The 24986-nt window shown below is 61.7% G+C and carries 28 protein-coding genes and 1 tRNA gene; 11 read left to right on the forward strand and 18 right to left on the reverse strand.

The window, feature by feature from the left end; translation table 11 throughout:
• Nucleotides 1-2: 2 nt before the first annotated feature.
• The 4 genes from TR61_RS11670 (at nucleotide 3) to TR61_RS11685 (ending at nucleotide 5015) form a co-directional block, all read left to right on the forward strand.
• Nucleotides 3-1013: a ligase-associated DNA damage response exonuclease gene (locus TR61_RS11670; RefSeq protein WP_050930218.1), complete on the forward strand. Its 1011-nt coding sequence runs from the start codon at nucleotides 3-5 to the stop codon at nucleotides 1011-1013.
• Nucleotides 1014-1113: 100 nt separating this feature from the next.
• Nucleotides 1114-2703, forward strand: coding sequence for an ATP-dependent DNA ligase (locus TR61_RS11675; protein WP_050930221.1), 1590 nt, complete (start codon nucleotides 1114-1116; stop codon nucleotides 2701-2703).
• 123 nt (nucleotides 2704-2826) lie between these two features.
• Nucleotides 2827-4644 (forward strand): M3 family oligoendopeptidase, encoded by a 1818-nt coding sequence (locus TR61_RS11680; RefSeq protein ID WP_050930222.1) that lies wholly within the window; start codon nucleotides 2827-2829, stop codon nucleotides 4642-4644.
• A 14-nt stretch (nucleotides 4645-4658) separates the two neighbouring features.
• Entirely contained in the window at nucleotides 4659-5015 is a 357-nt protein-coding gene (locus TR61_RS11685; protein WP_050930223.1) for a YigZ family protein, read from the forward strand.
• Between the two features lie 169 nt (nucleotides 5016-5184).
• On the opposite strand, the gene TR61_RS11690 is transcribed toward TR61_RS11685, so the two are convergent.
• Nucleotides 5185-5487, reverse strand: a complete 303-nt coding sequence (locus tag TR61_RS11690; RefSeq protein WP_050930224.1) for a DUF4389 domain-containing protein — start codon at nucleotides 5485-5487, stop codon at nucleotides 5185-5187.
• A gap of 70 nt (nucleotides 5488-5557) precedes the next feature.
• Nucleotides 5558-5827 (reverse strand): DksA/TraR family C4-type zinc finger protein, encoded by a 270-nt coding sequence (locus TR61_RS11695; RefSeq protein ID WP_050930225.1) that lies wholly within the window; start codon nucleotides 5825-5827, stop codon nucleotides 5558-5560.
• A 124-nt stretch (nucleotides 5828-5951) separates the two neighbouring features.
• On the opposite strand from TR61_RS11695, the gene TR61_RS11700 reads away from it, so the two are divergent.
• On the forward strand, nucleotides 5952-7127 hold the full coding sequence (locus tag TR61_RS11700) for a dipeptidase (RefSeq protein WP_050930226.1): 1176 nt from the start codon (nucleotides 5952-5954) through the stop codon (nucleotides 7125-7127).
• Nucleotides 7128-7221: 94 nt separating this feature from the next.
• Here TR61_RS11700 and rpoH read toward each other — a convergent pair whose 3' ends face one another.
• Nucleotides 7222-8118 (reverse strand): RNA polymerase sigma factor RpoH, encoded by an 897-nt coding sequence (gene rpoH, locus TR61_RS11705; RefSeq protein ID WP_050930228.1) that lies wholly within the window; start codon nucleotides 8116-8118, stop codon nucleotides 7222-7224.
• 152 nt (nucleotides 8119-8270) lie between these two features.
• Entirely contained in the window at nucleotides 8271-9305 is a 1035-nt protein-coding gene (locus TR61_RS11710) for an RluA family pseudouridine synthase (protein WP_050930229.1), read from the reverse strand.
• Here TR61_RS11710 and TR61_RS11715 point away from each other — a divergent pair.
• On the forward strand, nucleotides 9304-9600 hold the full coding sequence (locus TR61_RS11715) for a DUF6476 family protein (RefSeq protein WP_050930231.1): 297 nt from the start codon (nucleotides 9304-9306) through the stop codon (nucleotides 9598-9600). The two genes, TR61_RS11710 and TR61_RS11715, sit on opposite strands and share 2 nt — an antisense overlap.
• A gap of 2 nt (nucleotides 9601-9602) precedes the next feature.
• Here TR61_RS11715 and TR61_RS11720 read toward each other — a convergent pair.
• Nucleotides 9603-9679, reverse strand: a tRNA-His gene (locus TR61_RS11720).
• A 44-nt stretch (nucleotides 9680-9723) separates the two neighbouring features.
• Nucleotides 9724-10206: a GNAT family N-acetyltransferase gene (locus tag TR61_RS11725; protein ID WP_050930233.1), complete on the reverse strand. Its 483-nt coding sequence runs from the start codon at nucleotides 10204-10206 to the stop codon at nucleotides 9724-9726.
• Nucleotides 10207-10287: 81 nt separating this feature from the next.
• On the opposite strand from TR61_RS11725, the gene TR61_RS11730 reads away from it, so the two are divergent.
• Nucleotides 10288-10476, forward strand: a complete 189-nt coding sequence (locus tag TR61_RS11730; RefSeq protein ID WP_050930274.1) for a DUF6324 family protein — start codon at nucleotides 10288-10290, stop codon at nucleotides 10474-10476.
• Between the two features lie 142 nt (nucleotides 10477-10618).
• Here the strand turns inward: TR61_RS11730 and TR61_RS11735 are convergent, their stop codons facing one another.
• The 6 genes from TR61_RS11735 to TR61_RS11760 all read right to left on the reverse strand — a co-directional run bounded on the left by TR61_RS11735 (nucleotide 10619) and on the right by TR61_RS11760 (nucleotide 14766).
• Nucleotides 10619-11053: an MmcB family DNA repair protein gene (locus TR61_RS11735; protein WP_050930235.1), complete on the reverse strand. Its 435-nt coding sequence runs from the start codon at nucleotides 11051-11053 to the stop codon at nucleotides 10619-10621.
• 425 nt (nucleotides 11054-11478) lie between these two features.
• Entirely contained in the window at nucleotides 11479-11778 is a 300-nt protein-coding gene (locus tag TR61_RS11740; protein ID WP_050930237.1) for a hypothetical protein, read from the reverse strand.
• Between the two features lie 90 nt (nucleotides 11779-11868).
• Entirely contained in the window at nucleotides 11869-12351 is a 483-nt protein-coding gene (gene nusB / locus TR61_RS11745; protein WP_050930239.1) for a transcription antitermination factor NusB, read from the reverse strand.
• A complete protein-coding gene (locus TR61_RS11750; RefSeq protein ID WP_050930241.1) occupies nucleotides 12348-12896 on the reverse strand; it encodes a 6,7-dimethyl-8-ribityllumazine synthase in 549 nt (182 codons plus the stop codon). The genes nusB and TR61_RS11750 overlap by 4 nt, the downstream gene beginning before the upstream one ends.
• Before the next feature lie 3 nt (nucleotides 12897-12899).
• Entirely contained in the window at nucleotides 12900-14021 is a 1122-nt protein-coding gene (ribB, locus tag TR61_RS11755) for a 3,4-dihydroxy-2-butanone-4-phosphate synthase (RefSeq protein WP_050930244.1), read from the reverse strand.
• A 151-nt stretch (nucleotides 14022-14172) separates the two neighbouring features.
• The gene (locus TR61_RS11760; protein ID WP_050930246.1) at nucleotides 14173-14766 is read right to left on the reverse strand and encodes a riboflavin synthase; all 594 of its coding nucleotides are present in this window, start codon (nucleotides 14764-14766) and stop codon (nucleotides 14173-14175) included.
• Nucleotides 14767-14923: 157 nt separating this feature from the next.
• On the opposite strand from TR61_RS11760, the gene TR61_RS11765 reads away from it, so the two are divergent.
• From TR61_RS11765 to TR61_RS11775, 3 genes are all read left to right on the forward strand, one after another.
• On the forward strand, nucleotides 14924-16216 hold the full coding sequence (locus TR61_RS11765; protein ID WP_050930276.1) for a capsule biosynthesis protein: 1293 nt from the start codon (nucleotides 14924-14926) through the stop codon (nucleotides 16214-16216).
• Between the two features lie 213 nt (nucleotides 16217-16429).
• Nucleotides 16430-17509 carry a polysaccharide biosynthesis/export family protein gene (locus tag TR61_RS11770; protein ID WP_050930278.1) on the forward strand — a complete coding sequence of 360 codons (1080 nt, stop codon included), beginning with the start codon at nucleotides 16430-16432 and terminating at the stop codon, nucleotides 17507-17509.
• Nucleotide 17510: 1 nt separating this feature from the next.
• Nucleotides 17511-19526 carry a capsular polysaccharide biosynthesis protein gene (locus tag TR61_RS11775; RefSeq protein WP_050930247.1) on the forward strand — a complete coding sequence of 672 codons (2016 nt, stop codon included), beginning with the start codon at nucleotides 17511-17513 and terminating at the stop codon, nucleotides 19524-19526.
• On the opposite strand, the gene ribD is transcribed toward TR61_RS11775, so the two are convergent.
• Both ribD and nrdR read right to left on the reverse strand, forming a co-directional pair.
• The gene (ribD, locus tag TR61_RS11780) at nucleotides 19523-20599 is read right to left on the reverse strand and encodes a bifunctional diaminohydroxyphosphoribosylaminopyrimidine deaminase/5-amino-6-(5-phosphoribosylamino)uracil reductase RibD (protein WP_050930280.1); all 1077 of its coding nucleotides are present in this window, start codon (nucleotides 20597-20599) and stop codon (nucleotides 19523-19525) included. The genes TR61_RS11775 and ribD overlap by 4 nt on opposite strands.
• A gap of 33 nt (nucleotides 20600-20632) precedes the next feature.
• The gene (gene nrdR / locus TR61_RS11785) at nucleotides 20633-21100 is read right to left on the reverse strand and encodes a transcriptional regulator NrdR (protein ID WP_050930249.1); all 468 of its coding nucleotides are present in this window, start codon (nucleotides 21098-21100) and stop codon (nucleotides 20633-20635) included.
• Nucleotides 21101-21322: 222 nt separating this feature from the next.
• On the opposite strand from nrdR, the gene TR61_RS11790 reads away from it, so the two are divergent.
• A complete protein-coding gene (locus tag TR61_RS11790) occupies nucleotides 21323-21526 on the forward strand; it encodes a dodecin family protein (protein ID WP_050930251.1) in 204 nt (67 codons plus the stop codon).
• Here TR61_RS11790 and TR61_RS11795 read toward each other — a convergent pair.
• The 4 genes from TR61_RS11795 to rpoD form a co-directional block, all read right to left on the reverse strand.
• Entirely contained in the window at nucleotides 21523-21948 is a 426-nt protein-coding gene (locus TR61_RS11795) for a secondary thiamine-phosphate synthase enzyme YjbQ (RefSeq protein ID WP_245626881.1), read from the reverse strand. The two genes, TR61_RS11790 and TR61_RS11795, sit on opposite strands and share 4 nt — an antisense overlap.
• 7 nt (nucleotides 21949-21955) lie before the next feature.
• Entirely contained in the window at nucleotides 21956-22390 is a 435-nt protein-coding gene (locus TR61_RS11800; protein WP_050930254.1) for a hypothetical protein, read from the reverse strand.
• A 14-nt stretch (nucleotides 22391-22404) separates the two neighbouring features.
• Nucleotides 22405-22803 (reverse strand): hypothetical protein, encoded by a 399-nt coding sequence (locus TR61_RS11805; RefSeq protein ID WP_050930256.1) that lies wholly within the window; start codon nucleotides 22801-22803, stop codon nucleotides 22405-22407.
• Nucleotides 22804-22945: 142 nt separating this feature from the next.
• Nucleotides 22946-24934: an RNA polymerase sigma factor RpoD gene (rpoD, locus tag TR61_RS11810; RefSeq protein ID WP_050930258.1), complete on the reverse strand. Its 1989-nt coding sequence runs from the start codon at nucleotides 24932-24934 to the stop codon at nucleotides 22946-22948.
• Nucleotides 24935-24986 lie beyond the last annotated feature (52 nt).

A 24986-nucleotide genomic window follows, 5' to 3' on the forward strand; every position in this document is an offset into this window, starting at 1 on the left:
ATATGGCGCGCGATCCGATTCTGACATTCACCGACAAGGGCATCTATTGCCCGGCAGGGGATTTCTTCATCGACCCCTGGCGCCCCGTGGACCGCGCGCTGATCACCCATGGCCATGCCGATCACGCGCGGCCCGGCCACGCCCGGTATCTGGCCACCGATCTCGCCGCGCCGGTCATGCGGCACAGGCTGGGCGATATTTGCCTGGAAACAATTGGTTATGGTGAGAAGCTCAATCTTGGCAGCGCGCTGGTTTCGTTCCATCCGGCAGGCCATGTGCCCGGATCGGCGCAGATCCGTGTTGAGGTCGCGGGAGAGGTCTGGGTCGCCTCGGGCGATTACAAGCTGGAGGATGACGGCCTCTCCACCCCGTTTGAGCCGGTGCGCTGCCACAGTTTCATCACCGAAAGCACCTTTGGCCTGCCCGTCTTTCGCTGGCAGGCGCAGAAAGATGTCCGGGCCCAGATCAACGACTGGTGGCGCGCCTCTATCGCGGATGGGAAAACGCCGCTTCTGGGGGCCTATGCACTGGGAAAGGCGCAGCGGTTGTTGCGACTGCTGGACCCGGAAATCGGGCCGATCCTGACACATGGCGCGGTGGAAAACACCAATGCGGTGCTGCGCACGCAGGGCATCGATCTGCCCGATACGGTGCTTGTGACGGCAGAGACGAAGATCGCCGACCACCCCGGCGCGCTGGTACTGGCCACGCCTTCGGCTTTCGGCACGCCCTGGGCGCGCAAATTCGGAGCGGTCTCGACCGGCTTTGCCAGCGGCTGGATGCAGTTGCGCGGCGTGCGGCGCAGGCGGGCGGCGGATCGGGGCTTTGTCATCTCGGACCATGCGGATTGGGAGGGGCTGAACGCGGCTATTCGCGGAACGAGAGCAGAAAACATATATGTAACGCATGGTTACATGGATATCTTCACGCGCTGGTTGAACAGTCAGGGGCTGAATGCGCAGGTCATACCGACCGAGTTCGAGGGCGAAACGCTGGATGAGGCCGAAGCGTGAAGGAGCCGTTACACCCGTTACGCCCCGGAGTTGATCCGGGGCCTCGTCGAGCCAAGTGGAGGCCTCGGATCAAGCCCGGGGCGCGCAGCGAGGCCGCCCGATGAAAGACTTTGCGCGCCTTTTCACCCGGATTGACCAAAGCACCAAGACCACGGTCAAAGTGGCCGCTCTGGCGGAGTTTTTTGCGACGGCGTCCGAAGAAGACCGGCTGTGGACGATCGCTCTGTTCTCGGGCCGCAGACCCAAACGGGCGGTGACCACCACGCGCCTACGCGAATGGGCGGCGGAACAGGCGGGGTATCCCCTGTGGCTGTTCGAGGAAGCCTATCCCATCGTGGGCGATCTTGCGGAAACCATCGCGCTGTTTCTTCCCTCTGCGACAGAAGAAACTAATCGCGGTTTAACCCATTGGATCAACATGTTACGTGGGCTTTCTCAGGTTGACGAGCCCGCCCGCAAATCCGCCGTTCTGGCCGCCTGGGACGAGCTTGATACCACCCAGCGGTTCCTGTTCAACAAGCTTATCACGGGTGGATTCCGCATCGGAATCAGTCAGAAACTGATGACCCGCGCACTGGCCCAGGCCACCGGCAAGGACGAGGCGGAACTGGCGCATCGGCTGATGGGCAACTGGTCCCCTGATGACACCACCTATCACGCCTTGATCGAGGCAGATGACCCCTCGGCCGACGCTTCACGCCCCTATCCGTTCTATCTGGCCTATGGGCTGGAAGAGGCGCCCGAGACGCTGGGCGCTCCGGACGACTGGCGGGCGGAGTGGAAATGGGACGGCATTCGCGGTCAGCTGATCCTGCGGGGTGGCGCGCATTTCACCTGGTCGCGCGGCGAAGAGCTGATGACAGACCGCTTCCCGGAACTTGCCCGTGCAGTGGATTTCGTGCCCTCCGGCACCGTGCTGGATGGGGAGATTCTGGCATGGGACGGCGCGCCCATGTCCTTCAACGCTTTGCAAAAACGCATTGGCCGAAAGACGGTGCCGAAATCCCTGCTGCGCGACGCGCCGGTTATCCTTTATGCCTATGACCTTTTGGAAGATGCAGGCACTGACATCCGCGCCCTGCCTTTTGCGGAACGCCGCGCGCGGCTGGAAGGACTGTTGCGCAATCTGCCAGACGATGCGCCGCTGCGCCTGTCGCCGCAACTGGACTTCTCCGGCTGGGAGGCTCTGCGCCACCTCCGCGAAAGCGCGCGGGACGCGCAGGCCGAGGGGTTGATGCTGAAACGCGCGGACAGCCCCTATCTGTCGGGGCGTAAGAAGGGCGATTGGTGGAAATGGAAGCTGGATCCGCTAACCATCGATGCGGTAATGATCTATGCCCAGCAGGGGCACGGGCGGCGCGCGAACCTGTTCACCGATTTCACCTTTGCCGTCTGGAAGGGCAATGAGCTGGTGCCTTTCACCAAGGCCTATTCCGGTCTGACCGACGCCGAATTCCGCCAGATCACCGCCTGGGTGCGCAAGAACACCCTGCAGCGCTTTGGCCCGGTGCGGCAGGTCACGCCCGAACATGTGTTCGAGATCGCCTTTGAAGGCATCCATGAAAGCCCCCGCCACAAATCCGGCGTGGCGCTGCGCTTTCCCCGCATGAGCCGCTGGCGCAAGGACAAGCCCGTGCAGGAGGCCAACACGCTGGAGGATCTGAACGAGATGTTGCGCCTTTACGGCTGATGCTGCGGCCCCGTGGCCCGCGTGGTGTGGGGTATTTTTGGCCAGAAAGAAGCAGGGGCGCGGTGCTTGTGCCTGCGGGCGCTGCGTCCTAAGTCAGGGGGAACGCAAATTCGGAGGTTTTTCATGTTTCAGCTGCCCTTTCCCGTCCGTGACGCCAATGCATCTGCCGGGGGCCGCGATCTGGGCGATTTGCCGGAATGGGATTTGAGCGATCTGTATACCGGCGAGGACGCGCCCGAGCTGAAGCGCGATCTGGATTGGCTGGAGGAGGCTTGCGCGTCTTTTGCCTCTGACTACGAGGGCAAGCTGGCCGATCTGGACGCCAAGGGGCTGCTGGATTGCGTGTTGCGCAATGAAAAGATCACTCAGGTGGCGGGGCGCATCATGTCCTTTGCCGGGCTGCGTTATTATCAGCTGACCACCGATGCGGGCCGGGCCAAGTTCATGTCGGATCTGCAGGAGAAGATCACCAATTACACCACGCCGCTTGTGTTCTTCACACTGGAGATCAACCGGATCGAGGATGGCAAGCTGAACGCGCTTTTCGCCGAGAATGCCGATCTTGCGCGCTATAAGCCCGTCTTCGACCGCATTCGCGCCATGAAGCCTTACCAACTGAGCGATGAGCTGGAGAAATTCCTGCATGATCTGGGGGTTGTGGGCGATGCCTGGGAGCGGCTTTTCGATGAGACGATCGCGGGGCTGTCCTTTACCGTGGATGGGGAAGAGCTGAATATCGAAGGCACGCTGAACCTGCTGACCGATCCCGACCGCGCCAAACGCGAAGCCGCGGCGCGTGAATTGGCAGAGGTGTTTTCCAGCAATATCAAGGCCTTTGCGCGCGTTCATAACACGCAATCCAAGGAAAAAGAGATCATCGATCGCTGGCGCGGCATGCCCACCGCGCAAACCGCGCGGCATCTGTCGAACCAGGTAGAGCCGGAAGTGGTCGAGGCGCTGCGCGAAGCGGTCGTGGCCGCCTATCCGAAGCTGAGCCATCGGTATTACGAGCTGAAACGCAAATGGCTGGGGCTGGACAAGATGCAGGTCTGGGACCGCAATGCGCCCCTGCCTCTGGAAGACCCGCGGATCGTGAACTGGGACGAAGCCGAGGCCACGGTGATGGAGGCCTATGCCGCCTTTGATCCGCGCATGGCCGATCTGGCCGAGCCCTTCTTCCGCAAGGGCTGGATCGACGCGGGCGTGAAGCCCGGCAAGGCGCCGGGCGCGTTTGCCCATCCGACGGTGACCAATGTGCACCCTTACGTGATGCTGAACTACCTGGGCAAACCGCGCGATGTGATGACGCTGGCCCATGAGCTGGGCCACGGCGTGCATCAGGTCCTGGCCGCAGGACAGGGGGAGATGCTGTCGTCGACGCCGCTGACACTGGCAGAAACAGCCTCGGTCTTTGGGGAAATGCTGACCTTCCGCAAGATGCTCGACAAGGCCGAGACAGATGCCCAGCGCAAGGTGCTGCTGGCGGGCAAGGTCGAGGATATGATCAACACGGTCGTCCGGCAGATCGCGTTTTATGATTTCGAATGCAAACTGCACGCCGCGCGGCGCGGGGGCGAGCTGACGCCCGATGATATCAACGCCATCTGGATGAGCGTTCAGGGCGAAAGCCTTGGGCCGGCCTTCGAATTCATGGAGGGTTATGAGACCTTCTGGGCCTATATCCCACATTTCGTGCATTCGCCCTTCTATGTCTATGCCTATGCCTTTGGCGACGGGCTCGTGAACGCGCTTTATTCGGTTTACGAACAGGGCGATGCAGGGTTCGAGGAGAAGTATTTCGACATGCTGAAAGCGGGCGGATCGAAGCACCACAAGGAGCTTCTGGCGCCCTTCGGCCTTGATGCCTCGGACCCGGCCTTCTGGGACAAGGGCCTGAGCATGATCGCGGGCTTCATCGACGAGCTGGAAGCGATGGAATAAGCCCCGATCGGCCGATGCTGATCCTGGACAACATCCTGACCGATCGCGGGTCGAAATATGCCGTCTCCGGCGCGCCCTGCGCGTCGGAGGATCAGGCCAAGGCGCTCCTCAAGGATCTGAAACGCAAAAAAAAATTCGCCAAGGCCACGCATAACACATGGGGGCTTTTGACCGCCGATGGCCCGCTGAAATCCGATGATGGCGAGGCGGGCGCGGGCAATGTGATCCTGCGGATGCTGGAGCGGGAGGGGCTGCGCGATCACCTGATTGTTGTCACCCGCTGGTATGGCGGCAAACATCTGGGCGGAGACCGGTTTCGCCATGTGCAGACGGCGGTACGGGCCTATCTGGATGCGCTTTCAGGGGGTTAGAGTGGTTCGAGGTCCGTGAGAGACGCGCATGCCGGAAACGCGGGACAGGAGGCACATTGGCTGGCATCATCGCCAAGGCACGGCGCGCGTCACGCCTACGGCCGATCTGGGCTCAAACCCGCCTTTTGCTGTCACCCCTTTGCGCGAACCTGTCCCGACCAAACGCCGGTCAATCCAGCTCGGTCCAGGGCCAGGGCTTTACTTCACTGGCCGCGGTCTGGAACCGCGCGGCCTTGGCCACCCACACGCCCAGATCGGTGCCAAAGTCGGCAAGCCGTTCGTTGGGTTCGCGATTGTTGACCAGCATGATGACGAACTGAAGCACCGTCGCCACCGTCAGCACCGTTTGTGCGATGGAGATCATCACGGCAATCAGGATCATATAGACCAGCCGCAGCCCCAGATTATCCGGGCTCATTTCGGGTTGTTCGCCGTGGATACGGCCTTGGATTTTCTCATCATCTTGCATCATGCACTCACAACCCGTTTCACCCTGTCGGACCCATCATAGCGCGGCAAATGCCCTTTCGCACGCGCATCGCTTACTTCAACTGGCTATCTTTCGATCCGCGCCGGTTGATGCCTGCGCGCGGTTTGAAACTGCTGTCGCGTTCCTGCTGGCAGTCGATGCACAACTTTACGCCCGGAATGGCCTGACGGCGCGCTTCGGGGATCTCTTCCTCGCAATCGGCGCAATGGGTCAGGCTGTCGCCCACAGGGGCTCTGCGCGCCTTCAGCCGCGCGAGTTCATCATTGATCGACGCTTCGATCTGTTCGCTGACTGCGCCATCCTTGGCCCAACCGCCTGCCATGATACCCTCCGTCTTCCAGGGGCAAGCGTAACGCGGCTGGGCTGGCCTGGCCAAGCCCCCACGTCACCGCTTTCCTGAACCCAAGATGTGGCCTAGCCTTGGAAAAAACCAGAGGGGACAGATCATGCGCGCATTCGGAAAATGGCTGGGGCGGCTTTTGCTGCTGGCTGTGGTGGGCCTGGCGGGGTTCTTCATTTTCGCGCCCGCGATCGTGGAACAAGGCCGCAACGCGGTGCTGGGGCCCGGCCCGCAGGCGGTTCCCGACGCCGCCCAGGCGCTGCATGACAGCCTGATCATCGGCGACTGGCATGCCGACACCACGCTGTGGAATCGTGATCTGACCGAACGCGGATCGCGCGGCCAAGTGGATCTGCCCCGGCTGGTCGAGGGCAATGTGGCGCTTCAGGTCTTCACCTCGGTCACGAAATCGCCCGCGGGGCAGAATTACGAGGAGAACGAGGCCGAGGCCTTTGACAACATTACGCTTCTTGCCTTCGGCCAGCTTTGGCCGCCGCGCACCTGGACCAGCCTTTTGGAACGCGCGATCTATCAGGCTGAACGGTTGCACGCCGCCGAAGCCGCCGCGCCCGAGATGCTGAAGATCATCAAGACCCGCGCTGATCTGGAGGCCGTGCTTGAGGCCCGCGCCAGCGGCAGCCGGGTTGTCGGCGGCATCCTCGGGATCGAAGGGGCCCATCCGCTGGAAGGCAAGCTTGAAAACCTTGATGCGCTGGTCGCAGCGGGCCACAGGCTGATCGCGCTGCAGCATTTTTTCGATAACGAGGTGGGCGGATCGCTGCACGGCCAATCCGGGCAAGGATTGACCGATCTGGGCCGCGCGCTGGTCGAACGGGTCGAGGCCGAAGGGCTGATCCTGGATCTGGCCCATTCCCACCCTCAGGTGGTGCGCGATGTGCTGGCGATGAACCCCGGCCCGCTGGTCGTGTCCCATGGCGGTCTGTCCAGCTTTTGCGAAACGCCCCGCAACTTTTCCGATGATCTGATGCAGGCGATTGCCGCCACTGGCGGTGTGCTGGGCGTGGGCTATTGGGACGAGGTCAATTGCGGCGCGATCACACCGCCTGATATCGCCCGCCATATCGCCATGGCAGTCGAGGTTCTGGGCGAAGACCATGTCTCTCTCGGGTCGGATTTCGACGGCTCCGTGGCCACGTGGTTCGACACATCACAGTTGAATGAACTGACCGCCGCACTGATGGCGCAGGGCCTGAGCGAGGGGCAAATTCGCAAAGTGATGGGCGAAAACATGGTCCGCGTCTTGCGCGAACGCCTGAACTGACCCGGCCCCACCCCGACGCGGTTTCCCAATTAAAAACGGCCCTGTGCAGCGTTGCACAAGGCCGCCTTGCAGCATGTTTCAAGCGTGCGAGGGGTCACGCGGAGGTCAACATGCCCTTCTCTTTCGCCAGGTCGCGCATGCGTTTTTGCAGCTTCTCAAAGGCGCGCACCTCGATCTGGCGGATCCGTTCACGGCTGACGTCATATTGGCCCGACAGCTCTTCCAATGTGACCACCGTATCAGACAAACGGCGCTGGGTCAGGATATCTTTCTCCCGATCGTTCAGAACGTCGAAGGCTTCGGCCAGAAGCTCGCGACGGGCGGTCAGCTCGTCCTTTTCTTCGTAATCGGCGGCCTGGTCGGCATCTTCATCCTCCAGCCAGTCCTGCCATTGCATGGTGCCTTCGCCTTCGGACCCGACCGTGGCGTTCAGCGACGCGTCCCCGCCCGACAAGCGGCGGTTCATCGAGATCACTTCATCCTCGGTCACGCCCAGATCGGTGGCGATCTGTTTGACGTTATCGGGGTGCAGGTCACCTTCTTCCAGCGCACCAATCTTGGCCTTGGCCTTGCGCAGGTTGAAAAACAGTTTCTTTTGCGCCGATGTGGTGCCCAGTTTCACCAGGCTCCATGAGCGGAGGATATACTCCTGGATCGACGCGCGGATCCACCACATGGCATAAGTCGCCAGGCGGAACCCTTTTTCCGGGTCAAAGCGTTTGACGGCCTGCATCAGGCCCACATTCGCCTCTGAAATCACTTCGGCCTGCGGCAGACCATAGCCGCGATAGCCCATGGCGATTTTCGCCGCCAGGCGCAGGTGTGATGTGACCATCTTATGCGCGGCTTCGGTGTCTTCCTGTTCCACCCAGCGTTTGGCCAGCATGTATTCTTCTTCCGGCTCCAGAAGGGGAAACTTCCGGATTTCCTGAAGATACCGGTTCAGGCCGCCTTCCGGCGACGGTGCGGGCAGATTGCCATAATTTGCCATCGAAAGCCCCTCCCAATGTTTAAAGGCTTAACATGCATATGTGGTGTTAGCGCCCCCAGTTCAAGGGATATATGCACACTTCCTTAACGAATATTGAACTGATGAGTTCATTTTACCAGATCTGTGACAGTGCGTTCACGCGCATGTGCTGTTCATTGCACCGGCGCGCGCAGGGCATCCAGCAGATAAACCATGTCCTGTGGCAGGGCGGCTTCGAACCGCATCTCCTTTCCCGTCACCGGATGGATGAACCCCAGAACGGCGGCATGTAGCGCCTGGCGAGGGAAGGTTTGAACCGCCTCCAACGCCTCAGGCGCAAGGGCTTTCACCGCCGGTTTCCGCTTGCCGCCATAGACCGGATCGCCGATCAGGCCATGGCCCGCATGGGCCATATGCACCCGGATCTGATGGGTGCGCCCGGTCTCAAGCCAGCATTCCACAAGGGCGGCGACCGCAGGTGTGCCGAACCGCTCCACCACGCGGGCGCGGGTCACCGCGTGGCGGCCACCGGTAAACAGCACCGCCTGTTTCTGCCGGTCTGTCTTGTGGCGAGCCAGCTGGGTTGTCAGTTTCAGGATATTTCCGGGCTCGAAACTGGCGCCCTTGATGCCGCGCAGGCGCGGGTCATTGGCATCGGGCACGCCATAGACCACGGCGTTGTAATACCGCTCCACTGTGTGCGCCTCGAACTGGGCGGCCAGCCCCTGATGGGCGGCGTCCGTCTTGGCGACAACCAGCAAACCGCTGGTGTCCTTGTCGATCCTGTGCACGATGCCGGGCCGTTTCACACCCCCCACTCCCGACAGGCTGTCGCCGCAATGGGCCAGAAGCGCATTTACCAAGGTGCCCGACGGCGTGCCGGGCGCGGGATGCACCACCATGCCTGCCGGTTTGTTCACCACGATTAGGTCGTCATCCTCGAACACCACCTCCAGCGGGATATCTTCGGCCGCGATGTGGCTGTCGTCGCTTTCCTCCACCGTGATCGCGACCACGTCCCCCTCGCCCACCTTGGCCTTGGGGTTGTCGCAGACCACACCGTTCACCGTCACCGCGCCAGCCTCCAACAGCCGCGCCAACCGCGTGCGGGACAAGGACGCGCTCTCTGGCACATCGCGGGCCAAGGCCTTATCAAGGCGCGGCGGCGGATCGGCCGCGATGGAGAAACGGATCAGGGATATGCCCATGGAAGGCCCCTCGGAAAACCTGCCCGAGCCTGCGAACCTGCGCTTCCTGCGCCGGCTGGTGACCCTGCTGACAGTGGTGATGATTGGGGGGCTTCTAGTCGTCGTCAGCCTGCTTGTCATCCGTTTCTCGCAAACGGGCCCCACCCTGCCCGATCAGATCACCCTGCCCGACGGGGCAACGGCGCAGGCCGTCACCATTGGCGACGGCTGGTACGCGGTGGTGACAACCGACAATCGCATCCTGATCTTCGACCAGTTGACAGGCGCGTTGCGGCAAACGGTTGAGATTGAGTGAGATGGTACCGCCTCCCCGGCTTGAACGGGGGACCTCTGGATCCACAATCCAGCGCTCTAACCAACTGAGCTAAGGCGGCACTGACAGGCGATTTAGCGGGGCGGCCCTGCGATTGCAAGCAGATTACAGCGTGATTTCCCAGCTTTGTTCCACCAGATCCCGCCCAAAGGAATGCACGGGTTTTGATGCCACAAGCTGCCAGCCGAAGGCACTGTAAAGCGCACAGGCCGCTTCGTGGCTTTCATGGGTCCACAACTGCATGTCGCTATATCCCGCATCGCGCGCAAAGCCCGTGCAGGTCTGCAAAAGCCGCTTGCCCAGGCCCAGCCCCCGCGCCTCGGGCACCAGCAGGAACAGGCGCAGCTTGGCTGTTTCATCCGTCAGGCGCACGCAGAAAATACTGCCCAGCGGCACGCCGTCCTTCTCGGCGATCCAGCCACGCTCGCGTGCGGGATCGTGGCTGGCGGCAAAGTCTTCAAGGATCGACCGCACCAGCGGGCCGAACGTGTCGTCAAACCCCTCGTCACGGGCGTAAAGCGTCTGATGACGCTCGACCAGCCAGTCGATATCCGAGGGGTGAAACGGGCGCAGGATGGCATCTGACATGGGCCAAGCAAATCCCAAACCCGCTTGCCAATCAATCCCCGGCGGGCTAGCACGGCGGCCTCACTGATGGATGAGGGCCTCATGGGTATCAACACCGAACGCGACATCGAAGCCAATCTGCAGATCGGCCCGACCGATGCCGGGATGGTCCGGCTGTTCGTGGAAGCGGGCGGAACCGAGATTCCGATGGATTTCGACCCTGACGAGGCCGACGAGATCGCCGAGGAGATCCGCGCCGCCGCGAAAGCCGCCCGCGCGATCAGGGGCTGAGCCTGCTGTCGTCCCGGGCCTGACCCGGGACCTGGGGCCACATCCCGCGACGTTTTGCCAATTCAACGCACCAGGTCGATCCGGGCAGTTCCCCGTTGCCGCCACGAGGCCCCGGATCAGGTCCGGGGCGCACAGGTTTGTGTCAGATCCCAAAGCCCGGATCACGTAACCCGTGCAGCCGCCGCGCCGCATGAGTCGCGAATTTCTGGATCAGCATCTTGCGCCGCGCCGGCGCCACCGGATCGTCCGGGGCCATGCGGATGATCTCTCCGTCATAGGCGTCGGCGATGATCAGGCCAGTGCCTTCCGGTAAAAGATCGACCGGAAATTCGGTATCGACGGCCCAGAAATAGCGATCGCACCACTCCAGATAGCCTTCCCATTTGCCGTCCGCCTGAAAATCCGCCCGACAGGATTTGCATTCGATCACCCAAAGCTCCCCCTTCGGGCCCAACCCCATCACATCCACGCGCAGGCCACGGGCGGGCACGAATTCTTCGACCGACACAAAGCCAAGGCTGGTCAGATGACGCGCGACCCCGCGGGCCAGCTTTTGTCCGGGTTGCAAATCAAGCATGAGAAAAACGTGAACAATCCGTGAACAAAAATCAAGCGGTTTTGCGACGTCGGGTGGTGCCGACCCTCCGTTCACCCCAGGCGTTAACTCTTTGCCAAAGCTCTGCGGTGCACCGCGCCGGTGCACGTCCTGTGCACCGGTTGTGCACAGATGTCATACCCGCATGTTTCCGCTGAAAGACCCGTTAACCATGTCGCGAAGGGCATGCCCCCTTGTCAGCCGCCCTCGCCCAGCCTAGGTAGGCGCGTGGCGGGTTCTGCCCTTCTCGTGCCGGGTTGCATTCCGGTGGCCTTAAACAATTCCGAGGGAGCTGGCTCTGCTCAGATCCTGGTCTGATTACCTGGCGCCCACCTGTACATACAGGTCCTCGGGAATCATAACCTCACGGTTGCCTGGTGGTCCCGCCACACCGCGCTTTCGATGGATTACCGGTTGATCCGCACACCCGATTTCACCGGGGCCAGGATAAAGCTACGCAACCCGCCGCCACCGGACGAAGACGGCTTTTCCGCAAGGCTCATCACCGCATAAGCGAATTGAACGCTTGCAAAAACCGTTCCGTTGAAGAACCACAGGATGAACACGGCCAACAGGGCCGAACTGTCATGCGAAATCACCGTCCACAGGTTCATCACATTGAAATAAAGCAATATTCCCACGAAGATGGCAGAGATGCCAAAACCGATAATCGAATGCCGGATATAGAGTTTGATCAGTTCAGGCATGGTCTTGTCCTCACTCCGGCATCACATAGCGCAGTGCGACATTCTTTCCAGCCTTGCGTAGGTCGATGCCGAAAGCAGCTGGATGTCCGCCTAGAACGCCTCCGGCCGGGCCTCGCGTGCCATATGATCAAGCACCGCATTTACAAATTTAGGTTCTTTGCCCTCAGGAAAAAAGGCCCGCGCGATGTCGACATATTCCGAAATCACCACTTTCGGCGGCGCCTCGCCTTGTGTCAGTTCCGCACCCGCCGCGCGGAACAGGCCGCGCAATGTGGGATCAATCCGCGCGATCGGCCATTTGGCGACCAAAGCGCGGTCGGTCATCTGGTCAATCGGAGCCTGATAGTTCACCGCGTCATCGACAAGTTTCTGGAACAGATTAATATCCCCGTCGACCATCTCATCCCCTTCGTAGACAGCGCCGAAACGGTGGTCCAGAAACTCCCGCACGATCTGGGTAGAGGTCTGGCCCGAACTTTCCATCTGAAACAGCGCCTGAACGGCATAAAGCCTTGCCGCAGAACGCATTTTCCGCTTCTGGTTACCCGATAGCTTGGGGGTCGTTTCGCTCATGCTGTAGAGGATCCGTCTGAACTGTCGGCCACCTGGTAGCTGCCTGCCGGCTTGAACCCGATGCCTTTGGATTGGGCGCCCCACTTACGGCCCAGCGCGATCAGATGCAAGGCGGCTGCCGCAGCCCCGCCGCCCTTGTTCTGCCCTTCGGGGTCGGCCCGCACTTCGGCCTGCGCGCGGTTTTCCACCGTCAGGATGCCATTGCCGATGCACAGCCCCTGCAGGCCCATCAGCTGGATCGCGCGGCTCGAGTCGTTGCAGACCGTGTCGTAATGCGTCGTCTCGCCCCGGATCACGCAGCCCAGCGCAACATATCCGTCGAAATTGCTCCGCCGGTCCGAGATCGCAATGGCGGTGGGCACTTCCAGGGCGCCCGGCACCTCAACCAGCTCCCAGGTGCCGCCCGCAGCCTCTATCTCTGCCTTGGCTCCGGCCACAAGATTGTCGGCGATATCCTTGTAATAGGGCGCAACAACAATCAGCAGCTTCACCGGCTTGTCAAAATCCGGGCGCGGCAGAACATAATGGGTTTCGCTTCCGGCCATGACCTATCCTTCCGAAATTTTCCGCGTGCCCACGATCTCAAGCCCATAGGCTTCAAGACCCACGACATTGGGCTTGGGACTGTCAGTCAACAGCTCAAGCTTCGACAGACCAAGCGAGGACAGGATCTGCGCGCCCAGACCGTATTGGCGCAAGGTCGCAGGGTGGCGTTCTTCATCGGTGGTCAGCGTCATGCGCGTGTCGCGCAGCAGAACGACCACGCCCCGCCCCTCGTCCGACACCTTGCGCATGGCCCGCGCGAATTCCGCGGCGCGTCCCGGTGCACCCAGCCCCACCACATCCAGCATGGGATCCATCGCATGCATGCGCACCAGAACCGGCGCATCGCCCGAAAGATCACCCTTGATCAGCGCGATATGCTCCGATCCCTGCACCTGGTCCGCGTAAATCCGCATCGACCATTCACCGCCGAATTCCGATGTCACCACCTCTTCGCTTTTCAGCGTCACCAGGTTGTCATGCCGCCGGCGATAGGCGATCAGATCGCTGATCGTGCCGATCTTCAGCCCGTGTTTCTGCGCGAAACTCACCAGATCAGGCAGCCGCGCCATGGTGCCGTCTTCATTCATAATCTCGCAGATCACGCCAGACGGGTTCAGCCCGGCCAGACGGCTCAGATCCACAGCGGCCTCCGTATGGCCTGCCCGCACCAGCACACCGCCATTCTTGGCCCGCAAGGGAAACACATGGCCCGGCGTGGCGATATCCGCCGCCCCTTTCGAGGCGTCGATGGCCACCGCCACGGTCCGCGCCCGGTCATGGGCGGAAATGCCGGTCGACACACCCTCACGCGCCTCGATCGAGATGGTGAAGGCGGTCTCATGGCGCGAGGAATTATTGGTCGACATCAACTCCAGCCCCAGCGCGTCAATGCGCTCCCCGGGCAGGCTCAGGCAGATCAGCCCGCGCCCATGGGTGGCCATGAAATTGATCGCCTCGGGCGTGGCCATCTGCGCGGGGATCACCAGATCGCCTTCATTCTCGCGATCCTCGTGATCGACCAGAATGAACATCCGGCCATTGCGCGCCTCGTCGATGATTTCGTCGATGGGCGAAATCGCATCCGCCCAATCGGTCTCAACCGGGCCTGGGGTTTCAAAACTCATGGGGCAGCCGCCTTGTCGTCTTTGTCTGAGGGGCAGATATACCCCAAACCCCGGTTTGGCCAGTGCGACGTGGCGCACAAATCAAGCGCACCCATGCTTCTTTCTGGCAATAAATACTCCCGGGGGTTTGGGGGCAGAGCCCCCAATTGGCTTACCCCTGCATCACCTCGTTCAGCCGCGCGACATAGCGGGCCAGCGCGTCGATCTCAAGGTTCACGCGGTCGCCCACGGCCACATCGCCCCAGGTGGTGACCTCTTTGGTATGGGGGATGAAGTTGATGCCGAAGACAGCGCCATCCACCTCGTTCACCGTCAGGGACGTACCGTTCAACGCAACCGATCCCTTGGGCGCGATGAATTTCGCCAGCGCCTCGGGTGCGCGCAACTGCACGCGGGTGCTGTCGCCTTCTTCGACAACGCTCACCACCTCGGCCACGCCATCCACATGGCCCGACACGATATGCCCGCCCAGCTCATCGCCCACGCGCAGCGCGCGCTCCAGGTTGACCCGGCTGCCGACGGTCCATGCATCCAGGTTCGTTTTCGACACCGTCTCGGCGCTGATCTGAACGTCGTACCAATCAGGCCCAAGCGCGATCACTGTCAGACAGACCCCGTCCGAAGCAATAGATGCCCCGAGGTCGATCTTCGACGTGTCATACCGCGTTCCGATCCGGGCGCGCAGATCGCCCGCCTGTTCCAGCTCCCGCACCTCTCCGATATCGGTGATGATCCCAGTAAACATCGCGCGCCCCTTTGCGTTGCCACAGCTCCTCACCTAGAGGGGCAATCCACGTCCGGCAAGACCCCAGATCTTGCGGTTCAGCCTTTCAATTGCCATAGTTTTGCCAATCTTGCGGCTTAAGAGTTTGCCCATGCCCTTCTGGCACACTGACAGGATGATGAGTACGGCACCGCAACCCACCCGCGTTTTTCTGTTCCTGCAAGGCCCGCACGGCCCGTTCTTCTATGGACTGGGCCGCATGCTTCGCGCTGCCGGCGCGGATGTCTGGCGCGTGGGCTTCAACGCGGGCGACCGCGCCTTCTGGTTTCAGCCCTCGACCTATATCCCCTATCGCGGCACGGTCGACGACTGGCCCGACACCTTTATCGAATTGCTTGAGGCCAAGGGCGTCACCGATATCGTGCTTTATGGCGACACGCGCCCCATTCATGCCGAAGCGGTGAAAGCAGCCCGCGACCGGGGCCTGATGATCCATGTGTTCGAAGAAGGCTATATGCGCCCCTATTGGGTCACCTATGAGCGCGGCGGCACGAACGGCCATTCGCGCCTGATGGACATGTCGATCACCGAGATGCAGGAGGCCCTCGCCCTGTCGGATATGGAGGCACCCCTGCCCCCCGCCCACTGGGGCGACATGCGCCAGCATATATTCTATGGCGCGCTCTATCATTGGTTCGTGATGTTCCGGAACGGGCATTACCGGAATTTTCGTCCGCATCGATCGCTGACGGTCACGAAGGAATTTCAGCTGTATCTCAAGCGGCTTCTGCTGATGCCGTTTCAGGCCATCGAACGGCGCATTGCCACGGCGCGCATCCGGCTGTCGGGCTTTCCCTATCACCTGGCGCTGCTGCAGCTGGAACATGACAGTTCCTTCCAGATGCATTCGCCTTTCTCCACCATGACCGAATTTCTGGCGGAAATCGTCGAAGGCTTTGCTGCCGGTGCGCCCAAACACCACCACCTGGTGGTCAAGGCCCATCCGCTGGAAGACGGCCGCGTTCCCGTCCGCCGCGAATTGCGCAGGCTGGCGAAACAGCACGGGATATCCCACCGCGTGCATTACGTGCGCGGCGGCAAGCTGGCGCAGCTGCTCACCGATGCGCGCAGCGCGGTGACGGTGAATTCCACGGCGGCGCAACAGGTTCTGTGGCGCGGCATCCCGCTGAAAGTGTTCGGCAAGGCGGTCTATGACAAACCTGAATTCGTCTCGGAGCAGCCGCTGAAAGACTTCTTCAAGGGCGCCGCCCGCCCCGACAGCCGCGCCTACAAGGATTACCGGCGCTTTCTGTTGGAAACCAGCCAAGTGGCCGGCGGGTTTTACTCGGCGCGCGCACGCAGGCAGCTTCTGCGGCAGGTCGTCGACATGATGCTGTCACCGGAAGATCCCTATGACGCATTCAAATCCGGCACCTCGGCGCCGCGGCAACAATTGCGTGTCGTGAACTGAGAACCACAAGGTCTTGCGTTACGCCCGGCCAAAAGCGGCGCGAAGGCAACAGTTGCAGATGAGGGGTCCGCCCTGAGGATCACGGGACTGGATATAATCTCCGGATTCCCGTAGTTTAGAAAAAAAACTTGAGGCAGAACCATAGGTCGAGGAGACCGCGCAGTGTATCCCAAACGAAAACGGTGGGTGACATCCGTCGTGCTGACCGCCACGATGATGGCGGTATCTGCATGTTCGCTGATCCCAAATAGTGGCCCCAACAAACGACAGATCTTCGCGGGCTCGGTCCAAAGGCAGGGCGACGCGTTCATCGTGCAGGTCAGCGACCGCGTGAACCTGGCCACTGCGGTGGCCCCTGCTCTTGGCTTTTCCGACGCGTTCAAGAATGCCGCGACCCTGACCGCCGACACGATCCGCCCCGGCGATACGCTGGGTCTGACGATCTGGGAAAACGTCGATGACGGTCTGCTGGCCAGCGAAGGCGCCAATGCCACCTCGCTGGAAGAGGTGCAGGTCGACAGCGCCGGTTTCATCTTTGTGCCCTATGCGGGCCGTCTGCGCGCGGCAGGCAACACGCCCGAGGCGCTGCGTGGCATCATCACGCGCCAGCTGGAACAGCAAACCCCCGATCCGCAGGTGCAAGTCACCCGTGTGGCGGGCGATGGCGCGACCGTGACGATCATCGGAGCAGGTGGCCAGGGCGTGTTCGAGATCGAGCGCCCCACCCGCACACTGTCGGCTATGCTGGCCAGCGCCGGTGGCATTTCGACCGAACCTGAAATCACCCGCATCACCGTCGTGCGCGGCGCGCATTCCGGCACGATCTGGTACAATGACCTGGCCGAAAACCCCGCACTGGATATCGCGCTGCGCGGTGGCGACCGGATCTTCATCGAAGAGGACACGCGATCCTACACCGCGCTTGGCGCGACCAACGCACAATCGCGCATCCCCTTCTCCAGCCAGAACCTGTCGGCTTTGGAAGCGATCGCGCAGGTGGGCGGTCTGTCGGCCTTTGCCGCCGATCCCACAGGCGTTTTCATTCTCCGCAACGAAGTGGCCGAGATCGCCAATTCCGTCATGGGTCGCACCGACCTGATCGGACCCCAGCGTCTGGTTTACGTGCTGGATTTGACCGAACCCAACGGCCTGTTCCTGGCCCGTGATTTCGTGATCCGTGACGATGACACGCTCTATGTCACCGAAGCGCCGCTGAGCCAGTGGAACAAGGCCCTGTCGTCGCTGACCGGTGGTCTGACCACGGTAAGCAGCCTGTCGACGCTGTCGGATTAACATGTCCCCGGACAGGGACCAGAACGCCGCCGGTGAGGGCTCTCCCCGGCGGCTTTTCGTCTATAACGGCGGGTTTCTCACCCAGCCGCGGCTGAAACGCATCCTGTCGCTGGCAGGCTATCAGGTGCGGATCGGTGCGCCGGGGCCGGGCGACATGGTCGGCGTCTGGGGGGCCAGCCCGACCTCACATCGCGGTCTGGGCGTGGCGGAACGGCGCGATGCGCCGGTGCTGCGGGTCGAGGATGCCTTCCTGCGCTCACTCCATCCGGGCCGCGCCGGGGAGCCGCCGATCGGGCTGCATCTGGACCGCTCGGGCGTGCATTTCGATGCCTCCACCCCCTCAGATCTGGAACGGCTGCTGGCGGATGCTCCGCTGGATGACACCGTGCTGCTGGACCGCGCCCGCAACGCGATGGCGCGGATCAAAGAGGCGGATTTGTCCAAATACAACGCCCATGACCCTGCCCTGCCCGTGCCCGATCCGGGATATGTGCTGGTGATCGACCAGACCGAGGGCGATGCCTCGGTCACTGCAAGCGGCGCGGACAAGGCGCGGTTTCGCGAAATGCTGGTTTACGCGCAAGAGCAGAACCCCGGCGCGCAGATCCTGATCAAATCCCACCCGGAAACCGAAGCGGGCTTCCGCCCCGGCCATTTCGACGCGCAGGACGAAAGCGACCGGGTGAGGATCTATCGCGATCCGGTCAGCCCCTGGGCGCTGCTGGACGGGGCCATCGGGGTTTATACGGTGTCCTCCCAGCTTGGGTTCGAGGCGATCCTGGCAGGCCACACCCCACGCGTCTTCGGCGCGCCATTTTATGCCGGGTGGGGCCTGACGATTGATCACACCGACCTGCCCCGCAGGGCGCGCAAGCTGACCAAACCCCAGCTTTTTGCCGCCGCAATGATCCTTTACCCCACCTGGTACGATCCGTTCACCGACAGTCTGTGTGAGCTGGAACGCGTGCTGGATATCCTGGAGGCACAGGTCGACGCCTTCCGAACCGACCGGGACGGATGGGTCGCCAGCGAAATGCGCCTTTGGAAGCGCAAGCCGCTGCAATCGGTGTTCGGGCAGCAAAAAAAGATGATCTTCGAAGACCGACCGGACCGCGCCCGCGCCTCGGGGCGGCCCTGGATGGTCTGGGCGGGCAAAGCCACTGCCGATCACGCAGGCGCTGTGCGGGTGGAAGACGGGTTTCTGCGGTCGCGGGGATTGGGGGCCGAACTGGTGCCGCCGCTGTCGCTGGTTCTGGATGATCTGGGCATCTATTATGACCCGACGCAGCCCAGCCGGCTGGAACACTGGATTGCGGAACGGGAGGTTCTGCGACCTGATCAACGCCGCCGGGCACGGGATCTGATCGGATTTCTCACTGCAAGCCGCCTGACGAAATACAATCTTTCCGGGGGCTTAGGGGACATTCCTCAAGGCCATCGCGTGCTTGTTCCCGGTCAGGTGGAAGATGACGCCTCGATCTTGAAAGGCACGGGAGAGGTCTGCACAAACCTTGCCCTTCTTGAGGCTGCGCGCGCCGCCCGTCCTGACGCCGTCCTGATCTACAAGCCGCACCCGGATGTGGAAGCGGGGCTGCGCAAGGGGAAGATCGACGCGAGCGGCCTTGCGGATGTCATCGCAGATCAGGCCGATATCGCCCAGCTTCTGGATCAAGTGGACGAGGTGTGGACAATGACCTCGGGCACCGGGTTCGAGGCGCTTTTGCGCGGCGTGACCGTGACAACACTGGGTGCACCTTTCTATGCGGGCTGGGGGCTGACCACCGATCTTGGCCCGGTACCCGACCGCCGCACCGCCCGCCCGGATCTGGAAGGGCTGGTTCATGCGGTGCTGATTGACTACGCGCGCTATTTCGATCCGGTCACAGGCCAGGCCTGCCCGGTGGAAGTGGTGGCAGAGCGTCTGGCCTCAGCCACCCTGCCCCGTCGGGGCGTGGGCAACCGGCTTCTGGCCAAGCTGCAGGGCGGTTTTGCGACCTATGCCCATCTGTGGCGTTAAGCAGGCGCGCGCTGCCAGCGGTGCAGGATATCACCGCCCACGGGTTCCACATCGACCAGCGTGAACCGCGGCGCCTCTTGCAGGTGATCAAGGCCCATGGCCCCGATGGCGGGCAACCCTTCGGCACCGATGGCAAGACCTGCGGAGAACCCCACCAGCTCATCCACGAGGTCTGCAGACAGAAGCGAGGCCGCCAGCGCACTGCCCCCTTCGCAGAAGACACGCGTCAGGCCGGCTGTGCCAAGCTGGGTCAGGATATCGCCCGGATCCAGCTGCGCGCCGGACACCGCGCAGGGAAAAAGCCGCGCGCCCAGCCCTTCCCAGGCACGCAGGCGTTCTGCATCGGCATCCGCGCCATGCATCAGCCAGACCGGCACATCCCTGGCCGTGCGGGCCAGAGTGCTGATCAGCGGCAGGTCAAGACGTCGGGAGACGACAATGCGCACCGGCTGCGACGCTACGCCCATGTCGCGCACGGTCAGTGACGGATCATCGGCGCGCGCGGTGCCAGCCCCAACCATCACCGCATCGTGGCGGGCCCGCATCGCATGGACCCGGCGACGCGCCTGCGGTCCCGTGATCCACTGGCTTTGCCCGGTGGCAGTGGCGATGCGCCCATCGAAGCTGGAGGCGAGTTTCAACGTCACCCAGGGCCGCCCCAGATCGGTTTTCAGGAAAAAGCCCACATGATCGGCGGCGGCCTCATCGGGGCAGATACCGGTGGTCACCTCGATCCCGGCTTCACGCAGCTGGGCAAAACCCTGACCCGCCACGCGCGCATCGCTGTCTTCAACCGGGGCCACCACACGCGCGATCCCGGCGGCAATCAGCGCCTGAGTGCAAGGCGGGGTCTCTCCCTGATGGGCGCAGGGTTCCAGGCTGACATAGGCGGTCGCGCCCTGCGCCTGCGCACCGGCCTGCGCCAACGCTTCGGTTTCCGCGTGAGGCCGTCCGCCGGGCTGGGTCCAGCCGCGCCCGATAACGCGGCCATCCTTCACGATCACGCAACCCACGGCCGGGTTGGGCCAGGTCCGGCCCTGTCCGCGTCGGCCCAGTGACAGGGCCAGCCGCATCCACCTGATGTCGGCGGCCTTGCTCATGCGGGATCAGGGGTCCGGCTGGGTCGGCGGGCGCAATTCCGCGACGAAGTCCTCGAAATCATCGGCAGCCTGGAAGTTCTTGTAAACGCTTGCAAACCGCACATAGGCCACCGTGTCGATACGGGCCAGCGCCTCCATCACGATCTCGCCGATCTGTTTGGAGGGGATGTCGGTTTCGCCCATGCTTTCCAGACGCCGCACGATGCCCGAAATCATCTGGTCAATGCGTTCCGGTTCAATGGGGCGTTTCTGCATCGAGATGCGGATCGACCGTTCCAGCTTGTCGCGGTCGAAATCCTCGCGCTTGCCGGAGGATTTGATGACAACCAGATCACGCAGCTGCACGCGTTCATAGGTTGTGAACCGTCCGCCACAGGCCGGGCAGAAGCGCCGGCGCCTGATCGAGACATGATCCTCGGCCGGCCGAGAATCTTTCACCTGAGTGTCGATATTTCCGCAAAACGGGCAGCGCATGGGCGTCCCCCTATCCAGTTTTCTGCCTCTTTTTGTGGGACGTGCGGCCCACTTATCCACAAGTATAGGAGCAACGCTAGGGTTTGGGTAGAGGGGAATTTCATGCGCAACATCCTGCGGGCGGAAAATCACACTCGGCAGAGTTTTGCCGCCGGATTTTGCGTTTCTGACACTTCGTGGTGAAATGCAGCCCTGTTTGAGTACTGCATAGGGGTAACAATCATGTCTATTGCACGCGTTACGGAAATCAGCGCCACATCAACCAAAGGTTTTGAGGATGCCACCGAGCTGGGCGTCAAACGCGCCTCGGAAACTCTGCGCAACGTGGTCAGCGCTTGGGTCAAAGAACAATCCGTGAAAGTCGAGGACGGGAAAATCGCCCATTATCAGGTGAACCTGATGGTGACCTTCGTTCTGGACGACTAATCGCCCATGAGATGCGCCGCGACCTCGCGTCTATGTGGCGCGCGGCGGTGTTCAAAAAGGTAAATCCCCTGCCAGGTGCCCAGCACCGCCCGGCCTTCGGCCACGGGGATCTGCAGGCTGACCGGCATCATCACCGCCTTGATATGGGCCGGCATGTCATCGGGGCCTTCATAAGTGTGCCGCAGATAGGCCATGGATGGATCATCTGACGGCGGGACAAGACGGTCGAAAAACGCCTTCAGGTCGGTCTGAACTTCAGGATCGGCATTTTCCTGAATCAGGAGGGAGGCGCTTGTGTGCCGGACAAAAAGCGTCAGAAGGCCCGAGCGCAGGCCCGTGTCGCCCAGCCAGCCCGACACATCACGCGTAAACTCGTAAAGACCCGCGCCGGATGTGCGGATTTGAAAAACTGTCTGCTGTATCAAGCGCCTAGGGCCACAGTCTTTTCGGCTCTCCCAGCCTGTCATAGCAATATTGCTGCGCCGTGACTGCGCTGAGGCTGTCGCCTATGGCGCGCAGGCTCAACGTCAGGGGGCTGGAGGTGAAATTCTGCGCCTCGGGCGGCGGCGTGAGCGAGAAGCTATAGCCAAAACGACGACGTTCTTCTGTCCGGGCGATGTGCTTGCCCTCCACAAGATAGACCCGCTGCGTTCCCTGCACGCCCAGCACGCGCATCGCATAGTCGCCCGCCGCGCACCAGATGTCACCGGGCGAGACCCCGCCGCGCTGGATCACCTCGAACTGGCCCTGACCTTCGGGATTGACCTTCAGCGTGTTCTGCGCGCGAAAGGCCAAGGCCGAAGTGGGAAGAAGAATCCCGGCAATCACTGCACAAAGGGCGGCGTTTTTCATAAATCGGGTCATGGACGCATCCTTCCTTAGAAGCGGCTGATGCTGACGTGGCAATATTCACGTGCGGCAGCTACGCTCAGATTGTCACCGGGCACGTCTACAGACAAGGTCAATTGCGGGGCGAGCGGCGTTACGCCTGCGGCATCCGGCGCGAGGGTAAAGCGCACGGCGGTCCGGCCCGGGCGCGAGACGCTGGGCTGGCGGCCACTGGCCAAGTAAATCCGCGCACTCGACGCCGCCCCCTGAGCCAAAGCATATTCGCCCGCCGCGCACCAGAAATGGCTGGCGCCCGATCCCGGAAGGCCCACAACCTCAAAAACGGAGTTGGATACCGGCGCTACAGTCAAACGGTTCTTGGCCGTGAAGGCCTGGGCTGAAAGCGGCAGCATGGCAATTGCGGTTGCAAAGGCAGCAAGATGGCGCATGTGGGACTCCTCCTCTCAAAGTAACAGAATGCGCCATTGAGGCTGATCGTGGATAGCCTGCCTCACAAGAGGTTTACCCAAGGTGAAAAAAGCTGCGCCGGTCGCGCCGACGCAGCCTGTTTCTTAGGCATTTCAGCTGCGCTTACTGGTCCAGGAACGACCGCAGCTTGCGCGAACGGCTGGGATGCTTGAGCTTGCGCAGCGCCTTCGCTTCGATCTGCCGGATCCGTTCGCGGGTCACGCTGAACTGCTGGCCCACCTCTTCCAGCGTGTGGTCGGTGTTCATGCCGATGCCAAAGCGCATGCGCAGCACACGTTCTTCGCGCGGGGTAAGCGAGGCAAGAACCCGCGTGGTGGTTTCCTTGAGGTTTTCCTGAATGGCGCTGTCCAAAGGCAGCACGGCATTCTTGTCCTCGATGAAATCGCCCAGCTGGCTGTCTTCCTCGTCGCCGATGGGGGTTTCCAGGCTGATCGGCTCCTTGGCAATTTTCATCACCTTGCGGACCTTTTCCAGCGGCATCTGCAGCTTGTCGGCCAGCTCTTCCGGCGTAGGTTCGCGGCCAATCTCGTGCAGCATCTGACGGCCGGTACGGACAAGCTTGTTGATCGTTTCGATCATGTGGACCGGAATCCGGATCGTGCGCGCCTGATCCGCGATGGACCGGGTGATCGCCTGACGGATCCACCATGTGGCGTAGGTCGAGAACTTGTATCCGCGGCGATATTCGAACTTATCGACCGCTTTCATCAGGCCAATGTTGCCTTCCTGAATAAGATCAAGGAATTGCAGGCCACGGTTCGTGTATTTCTTGGCAATCGAGATCACGAGACGCAGGTTGGCTTCGACCATTTCCTTCTTGGCCTGCCGCGCCTCTTTCTCGCCCTTTTGCACCTGGTTCACGATGCGGCGGAATTCGCTGATATCCAGACCCACATACTGACCCACCTGGGCCATGTCGGCGCGCAGCTCTTCCACCTTGTCGGTGGAGCGTTCGATGAACATCTGCCAGCCGCGACCGGATTTTTCGGCCATTTCGCCCAGCCAGTTCGGGTCCAGCTCGCGCCCGCGGTACTCCTCGATGAATTCCTTGCGGTTGATCCGCGCCTGGTCGGCCAGTTTCACCATCGCGCTGTCAATCGACATAACGCGGCGGTTGATGCCGTAAAGCTGGTCAATCAGCGCTTCGATCCGGTTGTTGTGCAGGTGAAGACCGTTCACCAGCTCCACGATTTCCGAGCGCAGCGCCTGATAGGTTTCCTCTTCCTTGTCGGAAAAGCTGCCGTCTTCATTCAGCGTGGCGGAAATCCGGCTGTCCTGCATTTCCGACAGCTGGGCGTAATCATTGGCGATCCGTTCCAGCGTGTTCAGGACCTGATCCTTAAGCGCGGCTTCCATCGCGGCCAAGGACATGTTGGCCTGTTCGTCATCGTCGTCATCGTCATCCTTGGCGATGGGATTGCCGTCGGCGTCCAGTTCCGGGCCGCTGTCATCGGTTTCCTTCTTGGCCGCAACCTGAGAGGTGTCGACGATAGGTTCTTCAACCTCGCCATCCTCGCCCAGCTGGCCCGAGAAGGTGGTTTCCAGGTCGATCACATCGCGCAGAAGGATCTCTTCGCTCAGAAGTTCCTCGCGCCAGATCGTGATGGCCTGGAAGGTCAGCGGGCTTTCGCACAGCCCTGCAATCATCGTGTTGCGGCCGGCCTCGATCCGCTTGGCGATGGCGATTTCGCCCTCGCGGGACAGCAGTTCAACCGATCCCATCTCGCGCAGATACATGCGCACGGGGTCATCGGTGCGGTCCAGCTTTTCCTGACCGGTAGAGCCCAGCGTCAGATCGCGCGGGCCATCTGTGGTTGCAACTTCGGTCGAGCCTTTCTGCTCTTCCTCTTCGGCCTCTTCATCTTCGATGATGTTGATGCCCATTTCCGACAGCATCGACATCACGTCTTCGATCTGTTCGGAACTCACCTGATCCGGGGGCAGAACTTGGTTCAGCTGGTCGTAGGTGATATAGCCTTTCTCACGCGCCTCACCGATCATCTTCTTGACGGCGGCTTGGCTCATGTCAAAGCCCATTTCCGCATCCTGGTCGTCAGGTTTGCGGTCTTCGTTTGCGTCTTTCGCGGCCATTAAAAGCTCCCGAGGGGTCTGGAGTGATTCGGCATTAAACGAATCATTAGCG

Source organism: Aestuariivita boseongensis, assembly GCF_001262635.1.
In the GTDB taxonomy this organism is placed as follows: Bacteria; Pseudomonadota; Alphaproteobacteria; order Rhodobacterales; family Rhodobacteraceae; genus Aestuariivita; species Aestuariivita boseongensis.

Coding starts and splice junctions, on each gene's coding strand:
- TR61_RS11765 (WP_050930276.1), top strand. CDS start 14,924: ATGAGTACGGCACCGCAACCCACCCGCGTTTTTCTGTTCCTGCAAGGC.
- TR61_RS11800 (WP_050930254.1), bottom strand. CDS start 22,390: ATGACCCGATTTATGAAAAACGCCGCCCTTTGTGCAGTGATTGCCGGG.
- TR61_RS11675 (WP_050930221.1), top strand. CDS start 1,114: ATGAAAGACTTTGCGCGCCTTTTCACCCGGATTGACCAAAGCACCAAG.
- TR61_RS11735 (WP_050930235.1), bottom strand. CDS start 11,053: ATGCTTGATTTGCAACCCGGACAAAAGCTGGCCCGCGGGGTCGCGCGT.
- TR61_RS11750 (WP_050930241.1), bottom strand. CDS start 12,896: ATGGCCGGAAGCGAAACCCATTATGTTCTGCCGCGCCCGGATTTTGAC.
- rpoH (WP_050930228.1), bottom strand. CDS start 8,118: ATGGCAAATTATGGCAATCTGCCCGCACCGTCGCCGGAAGGCGGCCTG.
- TR61_RS11770 (WP_050930278.1), top strand. CDS start 16,430: ATGATGGCGGTATCTGCATGTTCGCTGATCCCAAATAGTGGCCCCAAC.
- TR61_RS11695 (WP_050930225.1), bottom strand. CDS start 5,827: ATGGCAGGCGGTTGGGCCAAGGATGGCGCAGTCAGCGAACAGATCGAA.
- TR61_RS11710 (WP_050930229.1), bottom strand. CDS start 9,305: ATGGGCATATCCCTGATCCGTTTCTCCATCGCGGCCGATCCGCCGCCG.
- TR61_RS11805 (WP_050930256.1), bottom strand. CDS start 22,803: ATGCGCCATCTTGCTGCCTTTGCAACCGCAATTGCCATGCTGCCGCTT.
- nusB (WP_050930239.1), bottom strand. CDS start 12,351: ATGAGCGAAACGACCCCCAAGCTATCGGGTAACCAGAAGCGGAAAATG.
- TR61_RS11740 (WP_050930237.1), bottom strand. CDS start 11,778: ATGCCTGAACTGATCAAACTCTATATCCGGCATTCGATTATCGGTTTT.
- TR61_RS11715 (WP_050930231.1), top strand. CDS start 9,304: ATGGAAGGCCCCTCGGAAAACCTGCCCGAGCCTGCGAACCTGCGCTTC.
- TR61_RS11700 (WP_050930226.1), top strand. CDS start 5,952: ATGCGCGCATTCGGAAAATGGCTGGGGCGGCTTTTGCTGCTGGCTGTG.
- TR61_RS11775 (WP_050930247.1), top strand. CDS start 17,511: ATGTCCCCGGACAGGGACCAGAACGCCGCCGGTGAGGGCTCTCCCCGG.
- TR61_RS11730 (WP_050930274.1), top strand. CDS start 10,288: ATGGGTATCAACACCGAACGCGACATCGAAGCCAATCTGCAGATCGGC.
- TR61_RS11680 (WP_050930222.1), top strand. CDS start 2,827: ATGTTTCAGCTGCCCTTTCCCGTCCGTGACGCCAATGCATCTGCCGGG.
- TR61_RS11760 (WP_050930246.1), bottom strand. CDS start 14,766: ATGTTTACTGGGATCATCACCGATATCGGAGAGGTGCGGGAGCTGGAA.
- TR61_RS11685 (WP_050930223.1), top strand. CDS start 4,659: ATGCTGATCCTGGACAACATCCTGACCGATCGCGGGTCGAAATATGCC.
- ribB (WP_050930244.1), bottom strand. CDS start 14,021: ATGAGTTTTGAAACCCCAGGCCCGGTTGAGACCGATTGGGCGGATGCG.
- TR61_RS11790 (WP_050930251.1), top strand. CDS start 21,323: ATGTCTATTGCACGCGTTACGGAAATCAGCGCCACATCAACCAAAGGT.
- TR61_RS11690 (WP_050930224.1), bottom strand. CDS start 5,487: ATGATGCAAGATGATGAGAAAATCCAAGGCCGTATCCACGGCGAACAA.
- rpoD (WP_050930258.1), bottom strand. CDS start 24,934: ATGGCCGCGAAAGACGCAAACGAAGACCGCAAACCTGACGACCAGGAT.
- nrdR (WP_050930249.1), bottom strand. CDS start 21,100: ATGCGCTGCCCGTTTTGCGGAAATATCGACACTCAGGTGAAAGATTCT.
- TR61_RS11670 (WP_050930218.1), top strand. CDS start 3: ATGGCGCGCGATCCGATTCTGACATTCACCGACAAGGGCATCTATTGC.
- ribD (WP_050930280.1), bottom strand. CDS start 20,599: ATGCGGCTGGCCCTGTCACTGGGCCGACGCGGACAGGGCCGGACCTGG.
- TR61_RS11725 (WP_050930233.1), bottom strand. CDS start 10,206: ATGTCAGATGCCATCCTGCGCCCGTTTCACCCCTCGGATATCGACTGG.